The sequence below is a fragment of the Shinella sp. WSJ-2 genome (genome assembly GCF_003432075.1).
Classification (GTDB): Bacteria; Pseudomonadota; Alphaproteobacteria; order Rhizobiales; family Rhizobiaceae; genus Shinella.
Genome location: NZ_QWBU01000002.1, coordinates 50,175 through 75,862 on the forward strand (window position 1 = coordinate 50,175; position 25,688 = coordinate 75,862).

A 25,688-nucleotide genomic window follows, 5' to 3' on the forward strand; every position below is an offset into this window, starting at 1 on the left:
GGGAGGATGGAATGAGCGAACAGGCAGTGTTTCGCATTGAGGGCGTGCGCAAATCCTTTGGCCCGGTACCGGTGCTTCAGGGTGTGGACCTCGACCTCAAGGCAGGCGCAGTGACGGTTTTGATGGGCGCCAACGGCGCCGGCAAATCCACACTCGTGCGCATCCTTTCGGGCGTCTACACAAAGGACGCCGGCACAATCACGCTGGCGGGTACGCCCTTCGAGCCGACAACGCCGGCTGAGGCGATCCGCGCCGGCGTCGTCACCGTGCACCAGAACATCAATGACGGCGTCGTCGCCGACCTCGATGTCGCGACCAATCTGACGCTCGACCGGCTGAACGGGCGCGGTGCGCGGCTGTTCTTCAATCCGCGCCGGGTACGCCGCGAGGCTGCCGTCGTCGCCTCCCGCATGGGCCTGTCGATCGATCTCACCGCCAATATCAACGACCTGACGCTGGCCGACCGCCAGATGGTGGCGATCGCGCGCGCCATGGCGCATGAGCCGAAGGTGCTGATCCTCGACGAGCCGACCTCGTCGCTGTCGAGCGCGGAGGCCGACCGTCTGTTCGATCTCGTCGACCGCCTGAAGGCGCGCGGCGTCGCCATTCTCTATATCTCGCACCGCATGTCGGATATCCGCCGGCTTGCCGACAGCATCCTTGCTTTGCGCGATGGCCGCATCACCGGCCGTTTCGAGGGGCCGGAACTCGACTATGAAGGCGCGGTCAATGCCATGCTCGGCCGCAAGGTCTCGGCCGGTGCCGTCGCGGTGCGCGAGGCGGGCCGGCCCGTCTTCAGCGTGCGCGGGCTGAAACTCTCCGAACAGACGCGGCCCTTCGATTTCGATCTCGGCGATGGCGAGATCGTCGCCGTGACCGGCCTTGTCGGCGTCGGCAAGACGGCGCTTGCCGAAACGCTGTTTGGCGCCCGCGCGCCTGCGGCCGGCGAGATGACGCTGGACGGCAAGCGCTATGCGCCGAAGACGACGGGGCAGGCGATTGCACAGGGCGTCTTCCTCGTCGCCAAGGACCGCGCGATTAGCGGCATCGTGCCGGACTTCAATATCTACGAGAATATCAGCCTGCCGTTCCTGCGCCGTCTCTCGTCCGTCGGCATTGCCAGCCGCCGTGCTGAAAAGACCAAGGCCCGCCAGCAGATCTCGTCGCTCGGCGTCGTCTGCCGCAGCGAGCGCGACGAGATGCAGACGCTGTCGGGCGGCAACCAGCAGAAGGTCATGGTCGGCCGTTGGCTGTCTGAACCGTCGCGCCTGCTCATCCTCGACGAACCGTTCCAGGGCGTCGACATCGCCGCCCGCCGCGATATCGGCGAGAAGCTGCGCGCGTCCGCTGCCGGGCGCACCACCATTCTCTTCCTGACGGAACTCGACGAGGCCTTCGAGGTCGCTGACCGCATCCTGGTGATGTCGGAGCAGACCATCGTCGGCGAGCACCGCAATGCCGATATCGATGTCGAGCGGCTGCTCTCCGAGATCGCCGGGCAATTCTATCAACAGGTCAGTGCATGATGACGAGCGAACAGAGCAACTCCGCCGCAAACGCAGCCACGGGCACCGTTCCGCCGGCCGTCTTCAACATCCGGGAAACCGCGATCAAATACGGCTTCCTCGTGCTGCTCGCCGGCATGGTGCTCTATTTCTCGGCGGTGACGGGCGGCTTCGCCTCGCCGCAGAGCGCCGTGTTCATCCTGCAGTCCGTGTCGATCACCGGCATTCTGGCGCTCGGCGTCACGGCGACGCTCGTCGTCGGCGGTTTCGACCTTTCCATCGGCTCCGTCGCCACCACGGCCATGATGGCCTCGTCCTATGTCATGGTGGTGATGGGCGGTGACGCGCTGACGGCGACGCTCGTCTGCCTCGCTGTTGGCGTGCTGGTCGGCCTGATCAACGGCATCATCATCGTCTATATGCGCGTGCCGGATCTGCTCGCCACGCTCGGCATGATGTTCCTGCTGCTCGGCCTCCAGCGCATCCCGACCGAGGGGCGTTCGATTGCGACGGGCATGACGCTGCCCGATGGTTCGACGGCAACCGGCGCCTTCAGCCCGGCCTTCCTGGCACTTGGCCGCCACCGTTTCGATCTGATCCTGCCCAATCTCGTGCCGGTCTCGGTGGTCGTGCTGATCGTGCTCGCCATCGTCATCTGGTTCTTCCTCGAATACACCCGCTTCGGCCGCATGATGTATGCCGTCGGCTCCAACGAGCGCGCCGCAAGCCTCGCCGGCGCACCGGTCAATGCCTACAAGATCTCGGCCTATGTCATCTCCGGTGTCTTCGCCTCGATCGGCGGTATCCTGCTTGCCGCTCGCCTTGGGCGCGGCGATATCGCCTCCGGCAACAACCTGCTGCTCGATGCCGTCGCGGCAGCACTCATCGGCTTCGCCGTGCTCGGCGCCGCCAAGCCGAACGCCTTCGGCACGGCCGTGGGCGCGCTCTTCGTCGGCATCCTCCTGCAGGGCCTGACGATGATGAACGCGCCCTATTACACACAGGATTTCGTCAAGGGCGCCGTGCTCGTCATCGCCCTGATCTTCACCTTTGCGCTCTCGAAAAGAGGCAAACGCTGAGGGGGAGCCTCGGCGGATAACCAAAGTTCACCAGTGGAGGAGACTGACATGAATTTTACGCGTAGAACCCTGGGTAAGCTGACGCTGGGGCTGATGGCCGCGGCATCGTTTGCCGTGCCGTCCTTTGCGGCTGACATGCCCAAGCCGTTCGACAAGCCCGACGACGTGAAGATCGCGCTCGTGCGCTATCTCTCGACCGGCGACTTCTTCCAGTCCTACCTCGCCGGCGTGGAAGCGCAGGCCAAGGCGCTCGGCGTGCAGCTGCAGGTCTTCGACAGCCGTCAGGACGCAGCTCTCCAGGCCGACATGGTCGATCAGGCGATTGCGCTCGGCGTGCAGGGCATCATCATCCAGCACGGCCTGACGGAATCCATGAAGGAAGCCGCCCAGCGTGCCGTCGATGCCGGCATCAAGGTCGTCGCCTTCGACGTCAATGTCGAAAACGACAAGATCCCGCAGGTCGAGCAGTCCGACCGCGACCTCGCCCGCCTCGCGCTCGAGCAGGCGATCAAGGACAATGGCGAGAGCTTCAAGGCCGGTTACGTCTATGTCGCAGGCATTGCGCCGCTTGACCGCCGCGACGAGACCTGGAAGGAATTCAAGAAGAAATATCCCGGTATCAACGAGGCTGCCCAGTTCGGCACGATGGACAATCCGATCGCCAATTCGGTCGCCAACCAGGCGCGGTCGGTGATCTCCGCCAACCCCGACATCACCGTGATGTTCGCTCCCTATGACGAATTCGCCAAGGGCGTGAAGATCGCCGTCGACGAAGCGGGCCTGTCCTCCAGCGTCAAGATCTACTCGGCCGACATCTCGACCTCCGACATTGCCGCGATGCGCGAATCCGGTTCGGCCTGGGCCGCGACGGCTGCGACGAACCCGGCCGTAGTCGGTCAGGTCTCGGTGCGCTCGCTTGCCATGCTGCTCGCCGGTGAAGATCCGGGCAAGCAGGTCATCGTGCCGCCGACGCTGATCACCCAGAAGGACCTGAACGATCAGGACATCAAGAACATGGAAGAGCTCGGCACGAAGCTGCCGCAGTTCGCCCATGCCGATGTCGCCATGCCCGCATGGATGCCGAAGCCCTGATTTCGACAGGATGGAATGAAGAAGGGGCGGTCCATCGGGCCGCCCCTTTTGCATGTCCGGTCAAGACGAAAACGGGGCAGTTGCCTGCCCCGATCCGGAAATCAGCGCATCGCCGCTGCGATATTGCCGCCGTCGACGGTGGTGACGTCGGCGGTGGTGCGGTCGGCGAGGGCGTGGTGCACGAAGGCGCGGGCGACGTCTTCGGCAGTCACTTCAAGGCCAAGCAGGTTGCCGCCCATGTAGTCCTTGACGGAGAGGCCGCGGGCGGCGGCGCGGTTGGCGATCATCTCGTCGTTGAGCAGGCCGGAGCGGATGCGGTCGGCATTGACGGCGTTGACGCGAATATTGTCGGCGCCGTGCTCCAGCGCGTATTGCCGCGACAGGAAGAGCGTCGCGGCCTTCGGCAGGCCATAGGCGCCGAATTTCGCGCCGGGATTGACCGCCTGCTTGGAGGCGTTGAACAGCAGCACGCCGCCGGTCTTCTGCGCCTTCATGATACGCACGGCATTCTGCGCCACTGTCTGATGGGCGAAGAAGTTCAGCTCGAAGCTCTTGCGCAGCAGCGCGTCGTCCATCGTGGCGATCGGGCTTTCCCAGGCGGCACCCGCATTGGAAACCACGATATCGACACCGCCAAAGGTAGCGATCGCCTTGTCGAAGGCGGTGCGGACGGAGACGGGATCTGTGATATCGCAGGCGATTCCGATGGAATTGTTGCCGGCCGCGTTGGCGACCGCCGCCGCCTTCTCGCCATCGAGATCGAGTGCTACTACATGGGCGCCCTCGGCGGCAAAGGCCTTGACGACGGCCGCGCCGATGGCGCCGGCCCCGCCGGTGACGATGGCGACCTGGCCGGTGAAGGGCTTCGGCTTGGCGCCGGCGAGCTTCGCCTGTTCCAGCGACCAATATTCGAGGTCGAAGAGATCGGGCCGGCTGACCGGCTCGAAGCGGCCGACGGATTCGGCATCGCGCGCCGCCTCGATCCACATCTCGCCGACATCGACGGCGATGGTTGCATCCTTGAAGGTCCGGCCGTGGCCGAACATGCCGAGGCCCGGCACCAGCGTCAGGCGCGGCATGGGATCGAGCATGATGCGCTTGACGTCGTCGCGGGCGTCGTTGCTGCTGAAATATTCGGTGTAGTCGTCGGCGAAGGCGGCGACGTGCTGGTCGATGACGGCGCGGTAGCCGTCAAGATCGTCGCTTGCCGGTGGCGGCAACACCATTGGGCCGGTCTTGATGCGGATGGAAAGGTCGGGCGTCGAGACGCCGCGCGCCGCCATGTCCCGGACTTCGGCGGCGTTGACGAAGTCGAGGATTGCCGGCGAGGCGCGGAAGACGCTGACCATGCGCTCATAGCGGCCCTCGCCCTTGTCGACTGCGACGGCGCCGCGCAGCATCGGGGCAATATCGGCGGGGCTTGCGAGCTTTGAGGGCAGAGCGGCTGGCGTGAATGGGTTGCGGCCGCTTTTCCTGACGTAATCCTCGGCGATCGTGACGTAGTGGATCATCCGGTCATAGGCTTCCTTGGCGGTGTCGCCGAAGGTGAAGATGCCGTGTTTGTCGAGGATCAGGCCCTCGACCGTCGGGTCCTGCTCGAACACTTCGGCAGCGGCCTTGGCGAGCGCGAAGCCGGGCATGATATAGGGCACGAAACCCATCTTCGTGCCGAACAGTTCGGCGCTCATCTCGCGGCTCTTCGCCTGGTCGGCGATCGCAAGAATGGCAGTCGAGTGGGTGTGGTCGACGAATTTGTGCGGCAGGAAGGCGTGCAGCAGCGCTTCAACAGAGGGGTTCGGGGATGCGGGATCGACAAGATTGGCGCGCAGCAGCGTTACCATGTCCTCGTCCGAGAGTTTGTCGAGCTTGCGGCTTTTCAGCAGTGCGCTGATCTTCACGGCAGGCAGGCCCGGCGGCTCGATTACGCCCATGTCCCAGCCGCTGCCCTTGACGCAGAGCACGGCATGGGTGTCGCCGACGAGATCCGTCACTTCGGTTTTCACGGAGGTGTTGCCGCCGCCATGCAGCACGAGCCGTGGCTCGCCGCCGAGCAGGCGGGTCGTATAGGTGCGCAGCGCCAGATCGCGGTTGACGCCCTTTGCGGTATAGTTCGCGACGACCTTTTCCGCTTCGTCGTCGCGCCAGAGATTTTCCATTGTGTCAGCCTCCCGATAAACCGGCCCGGCCGGCATCGGCGGACCCCAAACAGTCTTGGCTCAAGCTTTGCTCGAGCCGCCCTTTTCCCAACGCTCCAGAATGCGTCGCGCCATCGACGTGGTAACCACGAGATGCGAGACGAAGCCACCCTTCAGTGCCGCCATCAGCGGCTCGAACTTGTTGTCTTCCTGCACGACGAGCATGCGCTTCTCGATCGCCCGGATAGAATCGAGATCGGCGGAAATGCAGCGCCGGTTGTGATTGCAGTCCATCCACTGGCCGTCGTGATCGATCAGCTGGCCGGCGATGACGCCGGCCGCACCCTTTTCGCCCATGGCATGCATGTCGGCGGCCGAGAGTGCGCCGCATTTGACAAGGTGGCTGTCATCCTCGATGCCGCCGACGGAATAGAGCGCGAGGTTGCAATCCGAGATCGTTGCAAGCTGCTCGCGGATGACGGGTTCGCCGCGCAGTTCCTCGGCGAGGCGCTCGGAGGAGAGCACGAGCGGTGCATAGAAATTGATGCCCTCGGCATTCAGCCGCCGAGCGATTTCCGTGGTGCATTGGTCGGGGCGGTAGGAATAGGGCGCGCCGAGATTGCCGCAGAGCTGCACGACGGTGACGCCGCGCAGATCGGCGAAGGGCATGACGTCGGCGATGTGATAGACCGTGCGGCCCCAGGCCACGCCGATCCGGTCGCCCTTGTTGATCAACTCGAGAAAGACTGAAGCCGCGACGACGGGCATTTCCGCCGCCGGGTCCATCGCCTGCCGGTCTTCCGGCACAAGCCAGGCCGTGGTCAGCCCCGTCGCGTCCTCCAGCTCGCGGGCCAGCACGTCGTCGGAAAACAGTTCCGAAGAAGTCGAGATCGTGACGATGCCCATCTCGCGCGCCTTGCGCAGATACATCGCGATCGAGGCGCGGGAGATACCGAGCCGCTGCGCGACCTCGTCTTGTCGCAGGCCATGCGTGTAGTAGAGCCAGGCGGCCTTGTGAATGATCTGGTCGTTCGGACGGACAGGCATTGCGGCTCTTTCGTTTGGTGTTCTGACATTAGTCATTAGCGCTGACAAAAGTCAACGCGCGCATTTTATAAGGCTATCAGATTGATAAGCGTTTGCGGATATTCGCCAAGGCTCATCTCGACCGTCCCATCCCGCGCGCTCCGTCCGGAACGGCGTCCGTCGAATATCCCCGCTGATTTTCCCCGCTTTGCCGAAGCGCCCTAAAATCGTGCGAACGCAAACTGGAAACCGGACGATCATGGACGCCACCGAAAATCTTGCCCTGCCCTACATTCTGCCCTCCCAGTCGCAGAAACATGTCACCCACAACGAGGCTATCAAGGCGCTGGACGCGGTCGTGCAGCTTGCCATGACGAGCCGGAGCGTCGCCACGCCACCGCCATCGCCTGCCGCGGGTGTCCGCTACATCGTGCCGGCGGGGGCGACGGGCGCATGGGCGGGCCGCGAAAAGCATGTCGCTGCCTGGCAGGATGGTGCCTGGGTGTTCTATATGCCGCGCATCGGCTGGCTTGCCCATGTCGTGGATGAAGGCGCTCTTCTTACCTTCGGCTCCAGCGACTGGGCGCTGTCGGCCTTTAACGTCGCCCTGCCGGACAGGCTCGGCCTCAATGCGACCGCGGCGGCACCAAACCGGCTCGCGCTCGCAGGCGACGCCTCGCTGTTCACCCATGAGGGCGCGGGGCACCAGCTCAAGATCAACAAGGCGGCAGCCACGGACACCGCATCCATTCTCTTCCAGACAGCGTTTTCGGGCAGGGCTGAGATCGGTACGACTGGAAGCGACGATTTCCGCCTCAAGGTGAGCGCGAACGGCTCCACCTTTGTCGATGCCGTCACCGTCGACCGCAACTCCGGGCGTGTTTCCTTCCCCGCCGGTGCGACGGGCCTGCGCATCCAGCTCACCGCGGCACGCACCTATTTTGTCGCGACGACGGGCAGCGACAGTAATACCGGCCTCAGCGCGGGCGCCGCCTTTGCGACCCTGCAGAAGGCTATCGACGAGGCGCACAAGCTGGATTGCGCGAGTTTCGACGTGACGATCCAGCTGGCGAACGGCACCTATGCCGCCGGCGCCACCGTCGCCCGGCCGCTCATGGGCGGCGGCACGCTGATCATCAAGGGCAACGAGACGACGCCGGCTTCCGTCGTCCTGAGTTCGGGCCTGAGCTTTCGCAACGGCGCGCAGGTGCGCGTCGCCGGCCTGCGCTTCGTCATTGCCACGGATCTCATCCACGCGCTCTCCGTGGGCAACGGCGTCTATCTGCGCACCGGTAAACTCGAATTCGGCGCGGTTGGCGCCAATGCGGATCATATCTTCGCGGACAATCCCTGCCATATCGCCATCGAGGAGGATTATACGATCTCCGGCGGCGGGCGACGGCACATGAATATCGGCATGGGCTATGTGGTCGGGGCAAACCGCACGATCACGCTGACGGGCACGCCCGCCTTCACGCATTTCCTTGCGGCGGCCAATTGCGCTTCGATCGCGCTGTCGAACCTGACAATCTCGGGTGCGGCGACGGGTAGCCGTTATATCGCCGAGACGAACGGCGTCATCAACACCTATGGCAAGGCGACGACTTATCTTCCCGGCTCCACCGTCGGCACCAATCCGACGGGCGGCATCTACGCCTGAAGAAAGCATCGCATGCATTGCCTTCCGGCGGCCCTTGCATCGGGGCCGCCGGACTGGTTATGAAATGGCATGTCTCTCGAATCCGTCCGCACCTTCTTCGCCGAAAACGCCCCCGACATCGACGTTCTCGTCACCGAGCAGAGCTCGGCGACTGTGACGCTCGCGGCTGAGGCGCATGGCGTGGCGCCCGAACAGATCGCCAAGACGATCTGCCTGCGGATCGGCGAGGAGATCGTGCTCCTGGTCGCGGCCGGCACGGCACGGCTTAGCAACCGGAAGTTCAAGGATCGTTTTGCCGCAAAGCCGCGCATGCTCGACGCCGAACAGGTGCTGGCCGTCACGTCGCATCCGGTGGGCGGCGTCTGCCCCTTCGGCCTTCCTGCACCGGTTCCGGTCTATTGCGACGTATCGCTGAAACCTTTCGACACGGTCGTTCCTGCGGCAGGTGCGACAAATGCGGCGGTGCGCATTGCGCCTGACCGCATGGCAAGCCTCGTCAAGGGCGAATGGGTTGATGTCTGCGAGTGACCTGATCTCGGTGCCGACGGGCTAATCGTGAAAGAGTTTCGCGCAAATCCGGGGAAATGCCCCGCTGGCAAAATTGTGCCCAAACAAGCAATATGACGAAACTGTGATCAACCGCGGCCGGCTTCCGGCGGACAGCGGCGCGCGGACGCGGGGGTGTCCCGCGGGCAGGCGGTTCGCAGTCGCGAGGCGTCGGCATGGTTCCGGGCTGCTGGAGGAGCATTCGCCCGGAGGTTCAGCACGGTGCAGCCTCAGGCCGCGCCAGGGGGAGAAAACATGTTCGAGAAGCTTTTCAAGCTGAGTGAGCACGGCACGTCCGTGCGCACCGAGGTTCTGGCGGGTCTGACGACCTTCCTCACCATGTCCTATATCATCTTCGTCAATCCGGACATCCTGTCGACCACGGGCATGGACCGGGATGCCGTCTTCGTCGCGACCTGTCTGGCGGCCGCGCTCGGTTCGCTCGTCATGGCGCTTGTGGCCAATTGGCCAATCGGCATGGCACCCGGCATGGGCCTCAACGCCTTCTTCGCCTTCACCGTCGTCGCGGCGCTGGGCTTCACCTGGCAGCAGGCGCTGGGCGCGGTCTTCATCTCCGGTCTCATCTTCGTGATCCTGACGGTCACTGGCGTACGCAGCTGGCTGATCGAAGGCATTCCGCATTCGCTGCGCAGCGCGATTGCCGCCGGTATCGGCCTGTTCCTCGGTATCATCGCGCTGAAGAACGCCGGCATCGTCGTTGACAATCCGGCGACCCTCGTCGGCCTCGGCAGCCTCAAGGCGACCGGTCCGCTGCTCGCCATCCTCGGCTTCTTCATCATCGCCGTGCTCGATGCGCTGCGCGTCAAGGGCGCGATCCTGATCGGCATTCTCGCCGTCACGATTCTCTCCTGGGTCACCGGCGTCAGCCAGTTCCAGGGCATCGTCTCGGCCCCGCCGTCGATCCTGCCGACCTTCCTGCAGCTCGACATCATGGGTGCGCTGCATGGCGGCCTGCTGCATGTCATCCTGGTCTTCGTTCTCGTCGAAGTGTTCGATGCGACCGGCACGCTGATCGGCGTCGCCAAGCGCGCCAACCTCATCCAGGAAGGCAAGAAGAGCCGCCTCGGCCGCGCCCTTCTCGCCGACAGCACGGCCATCGTCGCCGGCTCGCTGATGGGCACCAGCTCCACCACGGCTTACGTCGAAAGCGCCTCGGGCGTCCAGGCCGGTGGCCGCACGGGCCTCACCGCCTTGACCGTCGCCATCCTGTTCCTCGCCGCCCTCTTCATCTCGCCGCTTGCCGGCTCGGTGCCGAGTGTCGCGACGGCGCCGGCCCTGCTCTATGTCGCCGGCCTGATGATGCGCGAATTGACGGAAATCGAGTGGGAAGACCTGACGGAAGCCGCACCGGCTGCGCTGACCGCGCTCGCCATGCCCTTCACCTACTCGATCGCCAACGGCCTTGCCTTCGGCTTCATCAGCTATGTCGTCATGAAGCTCTTCACCGGCAAGTGGAAGGACATCCACCCGGCAACGGCGATCGTCGCCGTCCTCTTCGTCATCCGCTTCGCCTTCTTCGCGGAGTAACCGGGACGACCCAAGCCAAAACAGAACGGGCCGCGCGATCTGCGCGGCCCGTTTGCGTTTGGAGACTGGCAAAGCCGGATATGCAAAAGCCGGCCCGTGGAGGCGGGCCGGCGGATCCGCGTCTCCCCGGTGGTGGATCAGCGGACCAGAAAGGTTTCCTGGTAGAAATGTTCCTCGAGGTTGACGCCCTCGCCGCCGCGGTCGACCACGGCGAAATCCGAGGTCTTGTCGAGCGGGGTCAGTATGCCGTGCCAGACATTGCGGCCGATATTGACGCCCTGGCCGGGGGCGGTGCGGAAGGCGATGGGCTCGGAAGGGCCGCTTTCCGTTTCTTCCGCCACGACGACCAGGAAGGTGGCGTCGCTGAGTGGAATGAAAGCCTGGCTGCCGAGCGGATGGCGCTCCACCATCTTCAGTTCCAGCGGCAGCGGATAAGGCTCGCCACGCAAGAGGCTGATCATCGGGCGGGCCTTCTCGCCCGTCGTCTCGATATTGGCGAGATCGTGGTAGCGCGTGCATTTGCCCGCATTGATCGGGAAATTGTGCGCGCCTTCCTGCTCGATGACTTGGCCGAAGGGCGCGAAGGCCTCGCGGGTCAGCTCTCTGATTTCGATGGTCTTCATGTCTTTCCTCCCTCGGCCGTGTGGCCAAAAACCCTCAGACGGCTGATGCCACCGTCCGGATGAATGTTCAGGCGGACATGCGTCACGGCACCCGCCTGCTTCACGAGATGGCCATCGAACGTATGGATACGGTCGGCGGCCAGTTTCTGCTCGGGCAGGATTTCCTGCCAGAACATCGACGCGGCGGTGACAAGGGTGGGGAGGTCCCCCGTCGTGCCGGTCAGATCGGCGGCCTGCATGGAGCAGGCATCCGGGTAGTTGCCCTTGAAATGGGCGGTATCGACGACGATGCTTGCGACCGTCGCGCGTGCGGCAAGCTTGACCACGATCCACTCATGGCCCGGCTGCCGGCGTCGGCTGGTTTCCCAGCCATCGCCCATATTGACGCCACGGCCGGGCGCGAGCAAGCGCTGATGACCGTAGTGGCCGTTCGAGAAGGCGACGACCTGCCCGCCCGCGAGGGCGGAGGCGAGATCGATCGGCCCTTCGGCCAGCGCGAGCGCCGGAATACCATAGACGCGAAGCCGCGCCACTCCGCCGTCGGGATAGATCCGCAGCCGGACATGACTGATGAGGACGTCCGCGGCGCAGTCGAAGAAGTGCTGGGCGCTTGGCCCGAGCGGGCTTGCCGAGAGGAGCTCGACCCACTGCGTCGCCTCGTCCGGGCCATCAGGGGCAAGACAGCCCTCGATGGCGCAGGCCGTCGGGTAGTTACCGGTGAAGAAGGCCGTATCGACATCGAAGCCGCGAATGCGGCCTGCGGTCGCCAACGCAATCACGGCGTAGTCATGCCCCGGCCCGCGCCGCCGCCGGGTTTCCCACCCATCCATCCATTTGCCATGCGCATCGTAGACGCCGGGGTGGTAGACGGCGGGCTCGTCGGCGAGCATGCGCGAGAGCGGACCGAAGAACTCATCCGTCGCGCAAAGCCCCTTCGCCCCGAGACCAGCCGAGGCGAGGTTGATCGTTCCGCGCGCGAAGGCGGGCAGGGCGGCGGTCGACATGGCGGCGTCTCTCAGGCCGGCAGCAGCGCCTTGAGCCGCAGGTAGCCGATGCGTTCCACCTGCTTGCAGGCGGTGGCGAATTCGGCGTCGCGGTCATGGGCGATGCGTTTTTCGAAGGCGGCGAGGATGCTGGCCTTGGTGTTGTCGCGCACGGCGATGATGAAGGGGAAGCCGAACTTCGCAACATAACGCGCGTTGAGATCGGTGAAGCGCGCGCGCTCCTCGTCCGTCAGGGCATCGAGGCCGGCGGAGGCCTGCTCGTCCGTCGAGCTTGCCGTCAGGCGCTTGGCGGCTGCCAGCTTGCCGGCGAGATCCGGGTGGGCGACGAGCACGCCGAGGCGCTCCTCCTCACTTGCGGCGCGGAACTGGAAGGCGAGTGCTGCGGCAAGGCCAATGGCGGTGTCGTTGGCCGGCGAAAGCTCGCCCGCCCAGGCGCGCTCGGCGATCCAGGGCGAATGCTCGTAGATATCGCCGAAGCGTTTGACGAACGCCTCTTTCGGCATCTGCGAGGGGCGCTCGGCTTGCGGCTGCGTCGGATGGGTCTTCGCCCAGTGCTCGGCAATGTCGACGCGCCGGGGGATCCAGACCTTCTCATGGCTCTGGATGTAATGGATGAAACGGGCAAGCGCCATGACGCGGCCGGGACGGCCCATCAGGCGGCAGTGCAGGCCGATGCTCATCATCTTGGGGCTACCGGCCTTGCCTTCGGCATAGAGCGCGTCGAACGAATCCTTCAGATAGGTGAAGAACTGGTCGCCGCTGTTGAAGCCCTGCGGCGTGGCGAAACGCATGTCGTTGGCGTCGAGCGTATAGGGAATGATCAGCTGCGGCTTGCCGTTGTGCTCATACCAGTAGGGCAGGTCGTCGGCATAGGTGTCGGAGATGTAGTCGAAGCCGCCGGCCTCGGCGACGAGATCCACCGTGTTGACCGAACAGCGGCCGGTATACCAGCCGCGCGGGCGCTCGCCGGTCACCAGTGTGTGCAGGCGGATCGCTTCGGCGATGGCCGCGCGCTCGTCCTCGGCGCTCATGTCCTTGTGCTCGACCCATTTCAGGCCGTGCGAGGCGATTTCCCAGCCGGCCTCGATCATCGCCGCGACCTGGGCGGGCGAGCGCTGCAACGCGGTCGCCACGCCATAGACCGTCACGGGCACGTTCTTTTCCGTCAGCAGGCGGTGCAGGCGCCAGAAGCCGGCGCGGGCGCCGTATTCGTAGATCGATTCCATGTTCCAATGGCGCTGGCCCGGCCATTGCGCGGCGCCGACGATCTCCGACAGGAAGGCTTCGGAGGCCGCATCACCATGCAGCACGCAGTTCTCGCCGCCCTCTTCATAGTTCAGGACGAACTGGACGGCGACACGGGCATCGCCGGGCCACTGAGCCTTCGGCGGGATCTGACCATATCCGTGCATGTCGCGGCAATATCGCATGGAACGCTCCTCCAAACGCTTTCGATTGCCAAATGCTAACCCGAAATTTGCGCGTGACATTCCTCAGGAAAATTTGAAAGTCTCGAACGATCTCACCGCTTTTCAGTGGATAAAGGGTGACGGATAGTGATGGCAGGCGTAGTGTGCTCGGGAGGAAAACATGCAGTCTCATAGCCAGGGAGCCGGGCGGCTCACGACCCACGTTCTGGATACGGCGCGCGGCAAGCCGGCAGAAGGCCTGCGCATCGATCTCTACCGGGTCGAGGGCGAAACCTTCCACCTGATCAAGACCACGCAGACGAATGACGACGGCCGCTGCGATGCGCCGCTTCTAGCCGGCGAGACCATGAAATCCGGCACCTACGAACTGCGTTTCCACGCCGGTGACTATCTCGGCCGCTCGGGTGACGGCCCGCTGTTCCTCGATATCATCCCGATCCGTTTCGGCCTTGCCGACGAGGGCGCGCATTATCATGTGCCGCTGCTCGTCTCGCCTTTCAGCTATTCCACCTACCGCGGGAGCTAATGCCATGGCGGCCCCAAAAATCCGCTCCGAACTGCGCTTCATTCTCAACGGCCAAGACGTCTCGCTGCGCGACGTCGCACCGGACCATACGCTGCTCGACTGGCTGCGCCTCTCCAAGCTGCTCAAGGGCACCAAGGAAGGCTGCGCCGAGGGCGACTGCGGCGCCTGCACCGTGCTCGTCGGCCGGCTCACCCCCTCTGGCGGCCTCGTCTATGAGGGCGTCAACGCCTGTATCCGCTTCATGGGCTCGCTCGACGGCTGTCATGTCGTGACGGTCGAGCATGTCGCCGCGCGCGATGGCAAGCTGCATCCGGTGCAGCAGGCGATGGTCGATTACCATGGTTCGCAGTGCGGTTTCTGCACGCCGGGCTTCGTCATGTCGCTCTATGCGCTGTGGATGCAGACGCCGAACCCTACGGACCAGCAGATCGAGACCGCTCTGCAGGGCAATCTCTGTCGCTGCACCGGCTACGAGCCGATCCTGCGTGCCGCCCGCGCCATTTCCAGCTATGGCGGCACGGAGAAGGATCCGCTGCTCGTCGAGCGCGACGCGATGATTGCGCGCCTCAAGGCGCTGAAGGATGGCGCCCGCGTCGAGATCGGCGAGGGCAAGAGCCGCTTCGTCGTGCCGGCCAGTCTCGACGATTTCGCCGCCGTGCTGGAGGCTTCGACGACCGCGACCGTCGTTGCCGGCTCCACCGATGTCGGCCTGTGGGTCACCAAGCATATGCGCGATATCTCGCCCGTCGTCTTCATCGCCGGGCTGGACGAACTGAAGTCCATTTCGGTCGCGGGCGACACCGTCACCATCGGCGCCGGCGTCACCTATACGGAAGCGCTGAAGACGCTGGCGAACCATGTGCCGGCGCTCGGGCCGCTCATCGAGCGTATCGGGGGCCAGCAGGTGCGCAACATGGGCACGATCGGCGGCAACATCGCCAATGGCTCGCCGATCGGCGACACCCCGCCGGCGCTGATCGCGCTCGATGCGACGCTGACCTTGCGCAAGGGGTCCGAACGGCGCACCATTCGCCTCGAAGATTACTTCATCGCCTATGGCAAGCAGGATCGCCAGCCGGGCGAATTCGTGGAGGCGGTGCATGTGCCCGCGCCCGCCGCTGGCGAAAAATTCGCCGTCTACAAGGTGACGAAGCGCCGCGACGAGGACATCACCGCATCGCTCGGCGCCTTCCGCTTGTCGCTTTCGGCCGATGGTACCGTCACCGGCATCACCATTGCCTATGGTGGCATGGCGGCGACGCCGAAGCGCGCCTTCGCCGTAGAGAAGGCGCTGCTCGGCCAGAAATGGACTGAAGCGACGGTGGAAGTGGCCATGGAGAAATATGCGGAGGACTATACCCCGCTGACCGACATGCGCGCCACCGCCGAATACCGCGCTCTGGTGGCGAAAAACCTGCTTTTGCGGTTCTACACGGAAACGACCTCAGGCGCGGCTACCGCGCAAGTGTCCAGATACGAGGCTGCGTGAAGCCATGAACAAGCACACTCCCGATCTCAAGGCTGAGAAAATCGAAGGCGGCGTCCATGCGAGCGTGCGCCACGATTCCGCGCACAAGCATGTCGCCGGAACCGCCGTCTATATCGACGACATCACCGAGCCGGCCGGCACGCTGCATGCGGGCCTCGGCCTCTCCACCGTCGCGCACGGCCTGCTGAAATCCGTTGATCTCTCGGCCGTTCGCGCCGCCCCAGGCGTCGTCGACGTGCTGACCTATGAGGACATTCCCGGCGTCAACGACATCTCGCCCTCGGGCATGCATGACGACCCGGTTCTGGCGGAAGGCAAGGTGCAGTTCCACGGCCAGCCGATCTTCTGCGTCATCGCGGAAACCCGCGAGGAGGCCCGTCGCGCCGCGCGCCTCGCCAAGATCGAATATGAGGAGCTGCCGGCCAATATCGACATCTGGGATCTCGACCAGACGACGCATCCCCAAGTCTTCCCGCCGCTGACGCTGCAGCGCGGCGATGCGGCCGCTGCACTCGAAAGCGCGCCGCGCCGCGTGAAGGGCCGCATGCGGCTCGGCGGGCAGGACCATTTCTACCTTGAAGGACAGGTGTCGCTCGCCGTGCCAGGCGAGGATGACGAGGTTCTCGTCCACTGCTCGACGCAGGGTCCGAGCGAGACGCAGCACATGATCGCGCATGCGCTCGGCGTGCCGAGCAATGCGGTTGCGGTGGAAGTACGCCGCATGGGTGGCGGTTTCGGCGGCAAGGAAACGCAGGCCAACCAGTGCGCGGCGCTCGCCGCCATCGCGGCCAAGAAATTGAACCGCGCCGTCAAAGTTCGCCTCGACCGCGACGAGGACATGGTCGCCACCGGCAAGCGGCACGATTTCGCCATCGATTACGATGTCGGCTTCGACGACGAGGGCCGCATCCTTGGGATCGACTACACCTTCGCCCTCCGGGCCGGTTTCTCGGCGGACCTCTCCGGCCCGGTGGGCGACCGTGCCCTCTTCCATTGCGACAACGCCTATTTCTATCCGCATGTGCACGCAAAGTCTGCGCTTCTGCACACAAACACGGTCTCGAACACCGCGTTTCGCGGTTTCGGCGGCCCGCAGGGCATGGTCGGCGCGGAGCGCGTCATCGACGAGGTAGCCTTTGCCGTCGGCAAGGACCCGCTCGAAATCCGCAAGCTGAATTTCTACGATCCGATGGGCGTCGATGGGACACGCAACGTCACGCCCTACCACCAGAAGGTCGAGGACTGCATCATCCAGCGCATCGTCGCCGAGCTGGAAGAGAGCGCCGATTACGCCGGCCGCCGCAAGGCGATCCAGGAGTTCAACGCGAACAGCCGCTTCATCAAGCGGGGCCTTGCGCTGACGCCGGTGAAATTCGGCATCTCCTTCACCAAGACGGAATCCAACCAGGCCGGCGCGCTGGTGCATGTCTATACGGACGGTTCCGTGCACATGAACCACGGCGGCACGGAAATGGGCCAGGGCCTGCACCTGAAGGTGGCGCAGGTGGTGGCGGAAGAGTTCCAGATCGACCTTGACCGGGTGAAGATCACCGCGACGACGACGGCCAAGGTGCCGAACACCTCGCCGACCGCTGCCTCCTCGGGCGCCGACCTGAACGGCATGGCCGCGCAGGATGCCGCCCGCCAGATCAAGGACCGGCTGATCGATTTCGCGGCGGAAAAATACCAGATTCCGCGCGACCAGGTGGTCTTCCTGCCGAACCGCGTGCGCATCGGCAATGCCGAGATCGCGTTCAACGATCTCGTCAAGCAGGCCTATATGGCGCGCATCCAGCTCTCGGCGGCCGGCTTCTACAAGACGCCGAAAATCCACTGGGACCGCTCCAAGGGCCGCGGCCACGCCTTCTACTACTACGCCTACGGCGCGGCCTGTTCCGAAGTCTCCGTCGATACGCTGACCGGCGAATATGTCGTTGAGCGCACCGACATCCTGCACGATACCGGCCGTTCGCTGAACAAGATCATCGATATCGGCCAGGTCGAGGGCGGCTTCATCCAGGGCATGGGCTGGCTGACGACGGAGGAACTGTGGTGGGACGGCAAGGGGCGGCTGCGCACGCACGCGCCCTCCACCTACAAGATCCCGCTCGCCTCGGATCGTCCGAAAATCTTCAACGTCAACCTCACCGACTGGTCGGAGGCCTACGAGCCGACGGTCCATCGCTCCAAGGCGGTCGGCGAACCGCCGTTGCCGCTCGGCCTGGCCGTGCTGCATGCGCTGTCGGACGCGGTGGCGGCTGTGGCCGATCACACGATCTGCCCGCAACTCGATGCGCCGGCAACCCCGGAATGCGTGCTGATGGCCATCGAACGTCTCAAGGCCCGGAAGAAGGGGTAAAACGATGTCCGCCGCGCGTGAAGATGTCAGGGACTTTCTGCGCCGGGCGCAGGCAGCGATCCTGGTGGAAGTGACGGGCGCGGCGGGCTCGACGCCGCGCGATACGGATGCCTTCATGCTGGTGTCCGAACGCGGCACCTTCGCGACGATCGGCGGCGGGCAGCTCGAATATATGGCGATCGACCATGCGCGACGGGCGTTGCGCTTCAACGTCGCCGCCGAGCCGATGGATGTGCCGCTCGGCCCGGAGATCGGTCAGTGCTGCGGCGGCCGGGTCGGATTGACCTTCACAGCAGTGACGCCGACGATTGCGCGTGACCTCATTGCCCGCAGCGATCGCGAAATGGCCTCGCGTCCGCATGTCTATGTCTTCGGCGCCGGCCATGTCGGCGACGCGCTCGCCATGGCGCTGTCGCTTGCGCCGCTGCGCGTCATTCTGGTGGATACGCGCGAGGACGAGCTGATCGCCTCGACGGTGCCCCGCATCGAGACGTGCCTGACGGCGATGCCCGAGGCCGTGGTGCGCGACGCGCCCGCCGGCAGCAGCTTCGTCATCCTGACCCATGACCATGCGCTGGATTTCCTGATCGCCGCCGAAGCACTGAAGCGCCCGGACGCCGCCTATGTCGGCATGATCGGCTCCAAGACCAAGCGCGCCACCTTCCGCAACTGGCTGTCGCGCGAAGTGGGCCAGCCCGATCTGTTCAAAAACCTTATCTGCCCGATCGGCGGTACTGCGGTTAAGGACAAGCGTCCGGCCGTCATCGCGACGCTTGCCGCGTCGGAGATCATGACGGCGGCTCTGACATGGTCTGCAAAAGGAACTCAGTCCTCGTCGGCCGTCTCAACCACCGGCTCCTCGCCGAGCAGCTTGCCGATCAGCCGCTGACATCGCTCGGCCATGAAGTCGATCATCAGGCGCACCTTCGGGTCCTGAAAACGCTTGTGCGGATAGATGGCGGCGAGCTGGACGGAGGCGGGCGGGGTATCCTTCAGGATCTCCACCAGGCGGCCTTCGGTCAGATGGGCTTTTACCTCGAACAGCGGCTTGTTGATGATGCCGCGCCCTTCCAGTGCCCAATGGGTCAGCACGTCGCCGTCGTCGCTGTCATAGGGGCCGCCGACTTCGAATTTCCGGCTGCCTTCGGGTGTGACGAGCGTCCAGAAATATTCTTTCGATCCCGGATAACGCAGCAGGAGGCAGTCGTGTTTGTCGGCAATCAACGCATCGGCATTCTTCGGCGTGCCGCGGCGGGCGAGATAGTCCGGCGAGGCGCAGAGCACGCGCTCGCATTTGAGGATGCCGCGCATGCGCAGGTTCGAATCTTCCAGCACGCCGAGCTTGAAGGCGACATCGACGCCCTCGGCGAGGATATCGACATTGTGGTCCGACAGGCGCACGCGCACCTCGATATCGGGATATTTGTCGTGGAATTCCGGAATGCCAGAGGCGATCAGCCGGCGGCCGATGCCGAGCGGGGCGGTGATCCGGAGCGAACCCTTAGGATTGCGTGACAGGTCGGCGATTGCCGCTTCCGCTTCGTTGACGGCCTCGATGATCTTGACGGCCCCCTCGTAGAACACACGGCCATGCTCGGTCGGCGAAAGCTTGCGCGTCGTACGGTTGAACAGCCGCACGCCGAGATGGCGTTCGAGTTCCTTGATGCGATTGCTGGCGACCGCCGGCGTGACGCGCTGGTCGCGCCCTGCCGCCGAGAGGGTACCGAGTTCGACCACGCGAACGAAGACACGCACATTATCGAGATAGGACATGGTTCTTTCTACCACATCGGCGTGTGGAACAAAGAGGCGGTTATCTTCTAGTTTTTTTTGAAAGTGTTGGCGATTCGCCGGGATTTCCTAGAAAATAACTTGATGGCATTCATTTCCCTGAAAATCGGGAGGAGGTCTCCATGTATGAATACGCCATAGCCTGGGATTGGCTCATGTTCGCCGTCCGATGGCTGCACGTCATCACAGCCATCGCCTGGATCGGCTCGTCGTTCTATTTCGTCGCGCTCGACCTGGGCTTGAAGAAGCATCCCGACCTGCCGGCCGGCGCTCATGGCGAGGAATGGCAGGTTCACGGCGGTGGTTTCTACCACATCCAGAAATACCTCGTGGCGCCGGCCAAGATGCCGGAGCACCTGGTCTGGTTCAAATGGGAAAGCTATGCCACTTGGCTCTCCGGCTTCGGCATGCTCTGTCTCGTTTATTATGCGGGTGCCGACCTCTATCTCATCGACCCGAACGTGCTGAACGTCTCCAAGCCGGTGGCCATCGCCATCTCGCTCGGTTCGCTCGCCTTCGGCTGGATCATGTACGACTTGATCTGCAAGTCGCCGTTCGGCAACGACAACACGCGCCTCATGGTCGCGCTGTACTTCATCCTCGTCGTCGTCGCCTGGGGCTATACGCAGCTCTTCACCGGCCGTGCCGCCTTCCTGCATCTCGGTGCCTTCACGGCAACGATCATGTCGGCGAACGTGTTCTTCATCATCATGCCGAACCAGCGCATCGTCGTCGCCGACCTCATCGCCGGCCGCACGCCCGATCCGAAATACGGCAAGATCGCCAAGCAGCGCTCCACGCACAACAACTACCTGACGCTGCCCGTGCTGTTCCTGATGCTGTCGAACCACTATCCGCTGGCCTTCGGCACGGAATTCAACTGGATCATCGCCTCACTGGTCTTCCTGATGGGCGTCACGATCCGCCACTACTTCAACACGACCCATGCCGGCACGGGCAATCCGACCTGGACCTGGCTCGTCACCGCCCTGCTCTTCGTCGCCATCATGTGGCTCTCCACGGTGCCGAAAATCCTGACCGGCGAGACGGCCGACGCCAAGGTGTCGGCCGCCCAGCAGCCCTTCGTGACGGCGGAAGCCTTCCCGAAGGTGCGCGACACCATCGCAGGCCGCTGCGCCATGTGCCATGCCAAGGAGCCGGGCTGGGAAGGCATGGTCACGCCACCGAAGGGCGTGACCCTGGAAAGCGACAGCGATATCGCCAAGCATGCCCGCGAGATCTACCTCCAGGCCGGCCGCTCGCACGCGATGCCGCCGGCCAACGTGACCCAGGTCTCGGACGAGGAACGCAAACTCTTCGTCGCCTGGTACGAGAGCGCGGTCAGCGGGGAGAAGACCCAATGAGCGCGTGCCTGATCCGCGGACGGGTGCTGACTTTCGTCGCCGAGCCCCAGGGCATCGACGACACGGCCTCCTACCGCTATTTCGAGGACGGTGCCGTTCTCGTACGTGGCGGCAAGGTGGTGGACGCAGGCGATTATGCTGACATCAGCAAGCTTGCTGGCGCGGATGTCGAGGTGGCCGATCACCGGCCCAACCTCGTTCTGCCGGGCCTTATCGATACGCATTTGCACTTCCCGCAGACCCAGGCAATCGCCTCCTACGGTGCCCAGCTTCTCGAATGGCTGAACACCTATATCTTCGTCGAGGAGCAGAAATTCGCCCAGGCCGCCCATGCGGCCGACGTGGCTGACCGCTTCATGGACGAACTCCTGTCGAACGGTACCACCACCGCCGTCGCCTATTGCTCGGTGCATCCCGAAAGCGTCGACGCCTATTTCACGGCGGCCGAAGCGCGCGGCATGCGCATGATCGGCGGCAAGGTGATGATGGACCGCAACGCGCCGGACGCGCTGCGCGACACGCCGCAACAGGGCTACGACGAGACCAAGGCCTTGATCGAGAGGTGGCACGGCCGCGGCCGCGCGCTCTATGCGATCAGCCCACGCTTCGCCATCACCTCGACGCCGGAGCAGATGGAGATGAGCCAGGCGCTCGTCGCCGAGCACCCCACCTGCTACGTCCAGACCCATCTTTCGGAAAACCACGACGAGATCGCGTTCGCGACCTCGCTCTATCCGCAGGCCAAGGACTATACGGACATCTATGCCCGTTACGGTCTTCTGAACGAGCGCATGCTGCTCGGCCATTGCATCCATCTGAGCGACCGGGAAATCAGCGTTCTCGCCGAGACCCGCAGCGTCGGCGTGTTCTGCCCGACCTCGAACCTCTTCCTCGGTTCGGGCCTGTTCGACCGTGACCGGTTCGACAAGGCGGGTGCCCGCTGGTCGGTCGCGACCGATGTGGGCGCCGGCACCAGCTTCTCCATGCTGGAAACGATGGACGAGGCTTACAAGGTGCTGCACCTCCGCGGCCAGAAGCTGACGCCGTTCAACTCGCTCTATCGTATGACGCTCGGCAATGCCCGCGCGCTCGGCCTGGAAAAACAGATCGGTTCGCTGCATGCGGGAGCGGACGCGGATATCGTTGTCTTGGATTCCAGCGGCAAGTCGGCGATGGAATACCGCATGCGCACGGCGAAATCCCTGCTGGAGGAACTGTTCATCCTCCAGACCATGGGCGACGACCGCTGCGTGGCGGAGGTCTATGTCGCCGGCAAGCCGATGAAGGCCAAGGGAAAACGTGCGGCGGCGACAAGCCGGCTGCTCGAAAACGCCTGATTATTTGACCGTGCAAACACCGTTCGCGCCGCCGTGTCCCGTATAGGAGACGGCGGCCGAACCATCCGGGTTGATGGAGAGCGAAACCGTAACCCCGTGGCCCTTGGCCTCGTAGTAATTGTCGTTAAAGACGTGAAGTTTCGCTTCCTCGCCGTTGATATAGATCGGCCCGCCCTCATCCGCATGCACCTCGATATTGCCGGGGCAGGTGGCGTTGATGAGCGGGATCTTTGCGAAAGCCGGGCTTGCGGCAAGCAGGGTTGCTGCGACAACGGCAAAATGGATATTGGCCATCGGCAAATCCTTTCATTATACCGCCGTCAGACTGGCCATGGCGCCGGTGAAGTCAAGCACGTTTCGCCCGCCCACCCATCGCCTTGGTCAATGCTTCTGCCGCGGCGCGGATGACCGGGCCGAAGGCTTCGATCTTGCTATCAGGCAGCCGTACGGCCGGGCCTGATACGGAAATGCCGGCGACCGCCTCACCATATTCATCGAAAATCGGCGCGGCCACACAACGCATACCGAGTGTGTGCTCCTCGTCATCTATCGACCAACCACGGGTGCGGATTGTCGCGATATCCGCAAGGAGCGTCGGGATTGTGTCGCGGGTCTTGTCGGTGAAATGGGCGAGCGTTCGGCCGGCAAGCAGCGCCTCGATGCGGGCATCCTGCCAGGTGGAAAGGATGGCCTTGCCGATGCCGGACGCATGGATCGGCCCGCGCCGGCCGGGGCGGAAGAAGGCGCGCATCGGCGCATGGCTCTCGACCTGCGAGATGAAGACCACGTCGCCGTCATCCTCGATGGCGATATTGGCGGTCTCGCCGCAGCCCTCCATCAATTGTTTGAGGAACGGCCGGCTGATCGTGCCGAGCTTGCGGAAGCGCAGATAGGCGGTGCCGATCTCGAAGGCCTTGACGCCGATCGTCCAGGCTCCGGTCTCGCCGTCATGGGTCACCATGCCGTGCTGGGCAAGCGAGGTCAGCAGCCGGTGTACGGTGGAGGGCGCCATGCCGGACTGGTCGGCAAGGTCGGTCAGGCCTGCGCCATCCGCCTGCGCCACGAGATCCAGCAGTTTCAGGCTCCTGTCCAGCACCTGTACTGAAGACGGTGCGGCGTCTGCCGCCGGTTTGCGGCCGGGCCGCCCGCGTGTCTTTTCCTGATGCTCCGCCATAGCCGTTCTCCCTCGTCGCCGCATCATTCCATATCTGGCTCGCGGTGATTGTTCCAGATTCGTTGAAAATGTTTATTTCCATCTGATGGGATCGATTTCCATTTTATGATTGCACGTCGAACGGAATCCGCTACCTTCCATCCCAAGAGACGGAGGAAAAACCCATGGCAAAAATGCGTGCTGTCGATGCAGCTGTTCTGGTTCTGGAGAAGGAAGGCATCGATTGCGCCTTCGGCGTACCGGGCGCTGCGATCAATCCCTTCTATTCGGCGCTGAAGGCCCGCGGCTCGGTCCGCCACATCCTGGCCCGCCATGTCGAAGGCGCAAGCCATATGGCTGAAGGTTATACCCGCGCCGCGCCCGGCAATATCGGCCTGTGCATCGGCACGTCCGGCCCCGCCGGTACCGACATGATCACCGGCCTCTATTCGGCTTCCGCCGATTCGATCCCGATCCTGTGCGTCACCGGCCAGGCGCCGCGTGCCCGCCTCGACAAGGAAGATTTCCAGGCGGTCGATATCGCCAAGATCGCTGCCCCCGTCACCAAGTGGGCCGTCACGGTCATGGAGCCGGGCCTCGTTCCCTATGTCTTCCAGAAGGCATTCCACACGATGCGTTCGGGCCGTCCCGGTCCGGTTCTCGTCGACCTGCCGATCGACGTCCAGCTCGCCGAAATCGAGTTCGACATCGACGCCTACGAGCCGCTGACGCCCTACAAGCCGGCCGCAACCCGCGCCCAGGCCGAAAAGGCCCTGACGATGCTCAACGCGGCCGAGCGTCCGCTGATCGTCGCCGGCGGCGGTATCATCAATGCCAATGCTTCCGACTTGCTGGTCGAGCTTGCCGAAATCACCGGCGTTCCTGTTATCCCGACCCTCATGGGCTGGGGCGCGATCCCGGACGACCATCCGCTGATGGCCGGCATGTGCGGCCTGCAGACCTCGCACCGCTACGGCAATGCGACGCTGCTCGCCTCGGACTTCGTCTTCGGCATCGGCAACCGCTGGGCCAACCGCCACACCGGCAACATCCCGACCTACACGGAAGGCCGCAAGTTCGTTCACGTCGACATCGAGCCGACCCAGATCGGCCGCGTCTTCACGCCTGATTTCGGCATCGTCTCGGATGCGGGTGCTGCCCTTCAGGTCTTCGTCGAAGTCGCCACGGAATGGAAGGCGGCGGGCAAGCTGCGCGACTGGTCCAGCTGGGCCGGCGAGTGCCAGGACCGCAAGCGCACCATGCTGCGCAAGACGCATTTCGACCAGATGCCGCTGAAGCCGCAGCGCGTCTATGAAGAGATGAACAAGGCCTTCGACCGCGACACCTGCTACGTCTCGACCATTGGTCTTTCCCAGATCGCCGGCGCGCAGTTCCTGCATGTCTACAAGCCGCGCAACTGGATCAACTGCGGCCAGGCCGGCCCGCTCGGCTGGACGCTGCCGGCAGCGCTCGGCGTCCGCGCCGCCGATCCGGACCGCAAGATCGTCGCTCTCTCGGGTGACTACGACTTCCAGTTCATGATCGAGGAACTGGCCGTCGGCGCCCAGCACAAGCTGCCCTACCTGCATGTCGTCGTGAACAACTCGTATCTCGGCCTCATCCGCCAGGCCCAGCGCGGCTTCAACATGGACTTCGAGGTCTCGCTCGCCTTCGACAACATCAATGCGACCGGCGATTCGGAAGCCGGCTACGGCGTCGACCACGTCGCGGTTGCCGAAGGTCTCGGCTGCAAAGCGATCCGTGTCCGCAGCGCCAACGAGTTCCAGGAAGCCTTCAACACGGCGCAGAAGCTGATGAAGGAACACCAGGTTCCCGTCGTCATCGAGTTCATCCTCGAGCGCGTCACCAACATCGCCATGGGCGCCGATATCAACGCCGTCGTCGAGTTCGAGGAACTGGCAGAACGCGGCGAAGATGCGCCCACCGCAACCCTTGCTGCGCTGCTCGACTAAGAGCTAGCAACTTCAGGGGAGCCGTTTGGCGGCTCCCCTGGAAACGCA

21 protein-coding genes are annotated in these 25,688 nt (G+C 64.1%); 13 read left to right on the top strand and 8 right to left on the bottom strand.

Going from position 1 to position 25,688, the window contains the following annotated elements; all coding sequences use genetic code 11:
• Positions 1-11: 11 nt before the first annotated feature.
• Genes D0Y60_RS04350 through D0Y60_RS04360 form a run of 3 tightly spaced genes read left to right on the top strand, consistent with a single transcriptional unit; the run spans position 12 to position 3,676 of the window.
• On the top strand, positions 12-1,526 hold the full coding sequence (locus D0Y60_RS04350; protein ID WP_117367199.1) for a sugar ABC transporter ATP-binding protein: 1,515 nt from the start codon (positions 12-14) through the stop codon (positions 1,524-1,526).
• Complete coding sequence (locus D0Y60_RS04355) at positions 1,526-2,584, top strand: ABC transporter permease (protein WP_199564119.1); 1,059 nt, start codon at positions 1,526-1,528, stop codon at positions 2,582-2,584. The genes D0Y60_RS04350 and D0Y60_RS04355 overlap by 1 nt, the downstream gene beginning before the upstream one ends.
• 48 nt (positions 2,585-2,632) lie before the next feature.
• Positions 2,633-3,676 carry a substrate-binding domain-containing protein gene (locus D0Y60_RS04360; protein WP_117367201.1) on the top strand — a complete coding sequence of 348 codons (1,044 nt, stop codon included), beginning with the start codon at positions 2,633-2,635 and terminating at the stop codon, positions 3,674-3,676.
• Between the two features lie 101 nt (positions 3,677-3,777).
• Here the strand turns inward: D0Y60_RS04360 and D0Y60_RS04365 are convergent, their stop codons facing one another.
• Together D0Y60_RS04365 and D0Y60_RS04370 are read right to left on the bottom strand one after the other, a co-directional pair.
• Complete coding sequence (locus D0Y60_RS04365; RefSeq protein WP_117367203.1) at positions 3,778-5,832, bottom strand: bifunctional aldolase/short-chain dehydrogenase; 2,055 nt, start codon at positions 5,830-5,832, stop codon at positions 3,778-3,780.
• Positions 5,833-5,892: 60 nt separating this feature from the next.
• Positions 5,893-6,858 (bottom strand): sugar-binding transcriptional regulator, encoded by a 966-nt coding sequence (locus D0Y60_RS04370; protein WP_117367205.1) that lies wholly within the window; start codon positions 6,856-6,858, stop codon positions 5,893-5,895.
• A 238-nt stretch (positions 6,859-7,096) separates the two neighbouring features.
• Between D0Y60_RS04370 and D0Y60_RS04375 the strand changes: the two genes are divergently transcribed.
• The 3 genes from D0Y60_RS04375 to D0Y60_RS04385 all read left to right on the top strand — a co-directional run bounded on the left by D0Y60_RS04375 (position 7,097) and on the right by D0Y60_RS04385 (position 10,591).
• Entirely contained in the window at positions 7,097-8,497 is a 1,401-nt protein-coding gene (locus D0Y60_RS04375; RefSeq protein ID WP_117367207.1) for a DUF2793 domain-containing protein, read from the top strand.
• 69 nt (positions 8,498-8,566) lie between these two features.
• Positions 8,567-9,025: a YbaK/EbsC family protein gene (locus D0Y60_RS04380; RefSeq protein WP_117367209.1), complete on the top strand. Its 459-nt coding sequence runs from the start codon at positions 8,567-8,569 to the stop codon at positions 9,023-9,025.
• Between the two features lie 273 nt (positions 9,026-9,298).
• Positions 9,299-10,591: an NCS2 family permease gene (locus D0Y60_RS04385; protein WP_117367211.1), complete on the top strand. Its 1,293-nt coding sequence runs from the start codon at positions 9,299-9,301 to the stop codon at positions 10,589-10,591.
• A gap of 137 nt (positions 10,592-10,728) precedes the next feature.
• Here the strand turns inward: D0Y60_RS04385 and D0Y60_RS04390 are convergent, their stop codons facing one another.
• The 3 genes from D0Y60_RS04390 to puuE are packed head-to-tail and all read right to left on the bottom strand — an operon-like array spanning position 10,729 to position 13,648.
• Complete coding sequence (locus D0Y60_RS04390) at positions 10,729-11,214, bottom strand: ureidoglycolate lyase (protein ID WP_117367213.1); 486 nt, start codon at positions 11,212-11,214, stop codon at positions 10,729-10,731.
• Positions 11,211-12,218 (bottom strand): allantoicase, encoded by a 1,008-nt coding sequence (gene alc, locus D0Y60_RS04395; protein WP_117367215.1) that lies wholly within the window; start codon positions 12,216-12,218, stop codon positions 11,211-11,213. The genes D0Y60_RS04390 and alc overlap by 4 nt, the downstream gene beginning before the upstream one ends.
• A gap of 11 nt (positions 12,219-12,229) precedes the next feature.
• A complete protein-coding gene (gene puuE / locus D0Y60_RS04400) occupies positions 12,230-13,648 on the bottom strand; it encodes an allantoinase PuuE (RefSeq protein WP_117367217.1) in 1,419 nt (472 codons plus the stop codon).
• A gap of 160 nt (positions 13,649-13,808) precedes the next feature.
• Here puuE and uraH point away from each other — a divergent pair, with 160 nt between their 5' ends.
• The 4 genes from uraH to xdhC are packed head-to-tail and all read left to right on the top strand — an operon-like array spanning position 13,809 to position 18,911.
• Positions 13,809-14,174, top strand: a complete 366-nt coding sequence (gene uraH, locus D0Y60_RS04405) for a hydroxyisourate hydrolase (RefSeq protein WP_117367219.1) — start codon at positions 13,809-13,811, stop codon at positions 14,172-14,174.
• A 4-nt stretch (positions 14,175-14,178) separates the two neighbouring features.
• Positions 14,179-15,663, top strand: coding sequence for a xanthine dehydrogenase small subunit (gene xdhA / locus D0Y60_RS04410; RefSeq protein ID WP_117367221.1), 1,485 nt, complete (start codon positions 14,179-14,181; stop codon positions 15,661-15,663).
• 4 nt (positions 15,664-15,667) lie between these two features.
• A complete protein-coding gene (gene xdhB / locus D0Y60_RS04415) occupies positions 15,668-18,022 on the top strand; it encodes a xanthine dehydrogenase molybdopterin binding subunit (RefSeq protein ID WP_117367223.1) in 2,355 nt (784 codons plus the stop codon).
• A gap of 4 nt (positions 18,023-18,026) precedes the next feature.
• Positions 18,027-18,911, top strand: coding sequence for a xanthine dehydrogenase accessory protein XdhC (gene xdhC / locus D0Y60_RS04420; protein ID WP_117367225.1), 885 nt, complete (start codon positions 18,027-18,029; stop codon positions 18,909-18,911).
• Here the strand turns inward: xdhC and D0Y60_RS04425 are convergent.
• Positions 18,848-19,795, bottom strand: coding sequence for a LysR family transcriptional regulator (locus tag D0Y60_RS04425; RefSeq protein WP_117367227.1), 948 nt, complete (start codon positions 19,793-19,795; stop codon positions 18,848-18,850). The genes xdhC and D0Y60_RS04425 overlap by 64 nt on opposite strands.
• 140 nt (positions 19,796-19,935) lie before the next feature.
• Here D0Y60_RS04425 and D0Y60_RS04430 point away from each other — a divergent pair, with 140 nt between their 5' ends.
• Both D0Y60_RS04430 and guaD read left to right on the top strand, forming a co-directional pair.
• Positions 19,936-21,177: a urate hydroxylase PuuD gene (locus tag D0Y60_RS04430; RefSeq protein WP_117367229.1), complete on the top strand. Its 1,242-nt coding sequence runs from the start codon at positions 19,936-19,938 to the stop codon at positions 21,175-21,177.
• Positions 21,174-22,514, top strand: coding sequence for a guanine deaminase (gene guaD, locus D0Y60_RS04435; protein WP_117367231.1), 1,341 nt, complete (start codon positions 21,174-21,176; stop codon positions 22,512-22,514). The genes D0Y60_RS04430 and guaD overlap by 4 nt, the downstream gene beginning before the upstream one ends.
• On the opposite strand, the gene D0Y60_RS04440 is transcribed toward guaD, so the two are convergent.
• A complete protein-coding gene (locus D0Y60_RS04440) occupies positions 22,515-22,808 on the bottom strand; it encodes a hypothetical protein (RefSeq protein ID WP_199564105.1) in 294 nt (97 codons plus the stop codon).
• Positions 22,809-22,860: 52 nt separating this feature from the next.
• Complete coding sequence (bhcR, locus tag D0Y60_RS04445; protein ID WP_117367233.1) at positions 22,861-23,688, bottom strand: HTH-type transcriptional regulator BhcR; 828 nt, start codon at positions 23,686-23,688, stop codon at positions 22,861-22,863.
• A gap of 164 nt (positions 23,689-23,852) precedes the next feature.
• Between bhcR and gcl the strand changes: the two genes are divergently transcribed.
• Positions 23,853-25,640: a glyoxylate carboligase gene (gene gcl / locus D0Y60_RS04450; RefSeq protein WP_117367235.1), complete on the top strand. Its 1,788-nt coding sequence runs from the start codon at positions 23,853-23,855 to the stop codon at positions 25,638-25,640.
• The last annotated feature ends 48 nt before the right edge of the window (positions 25,641-25,688 follow it).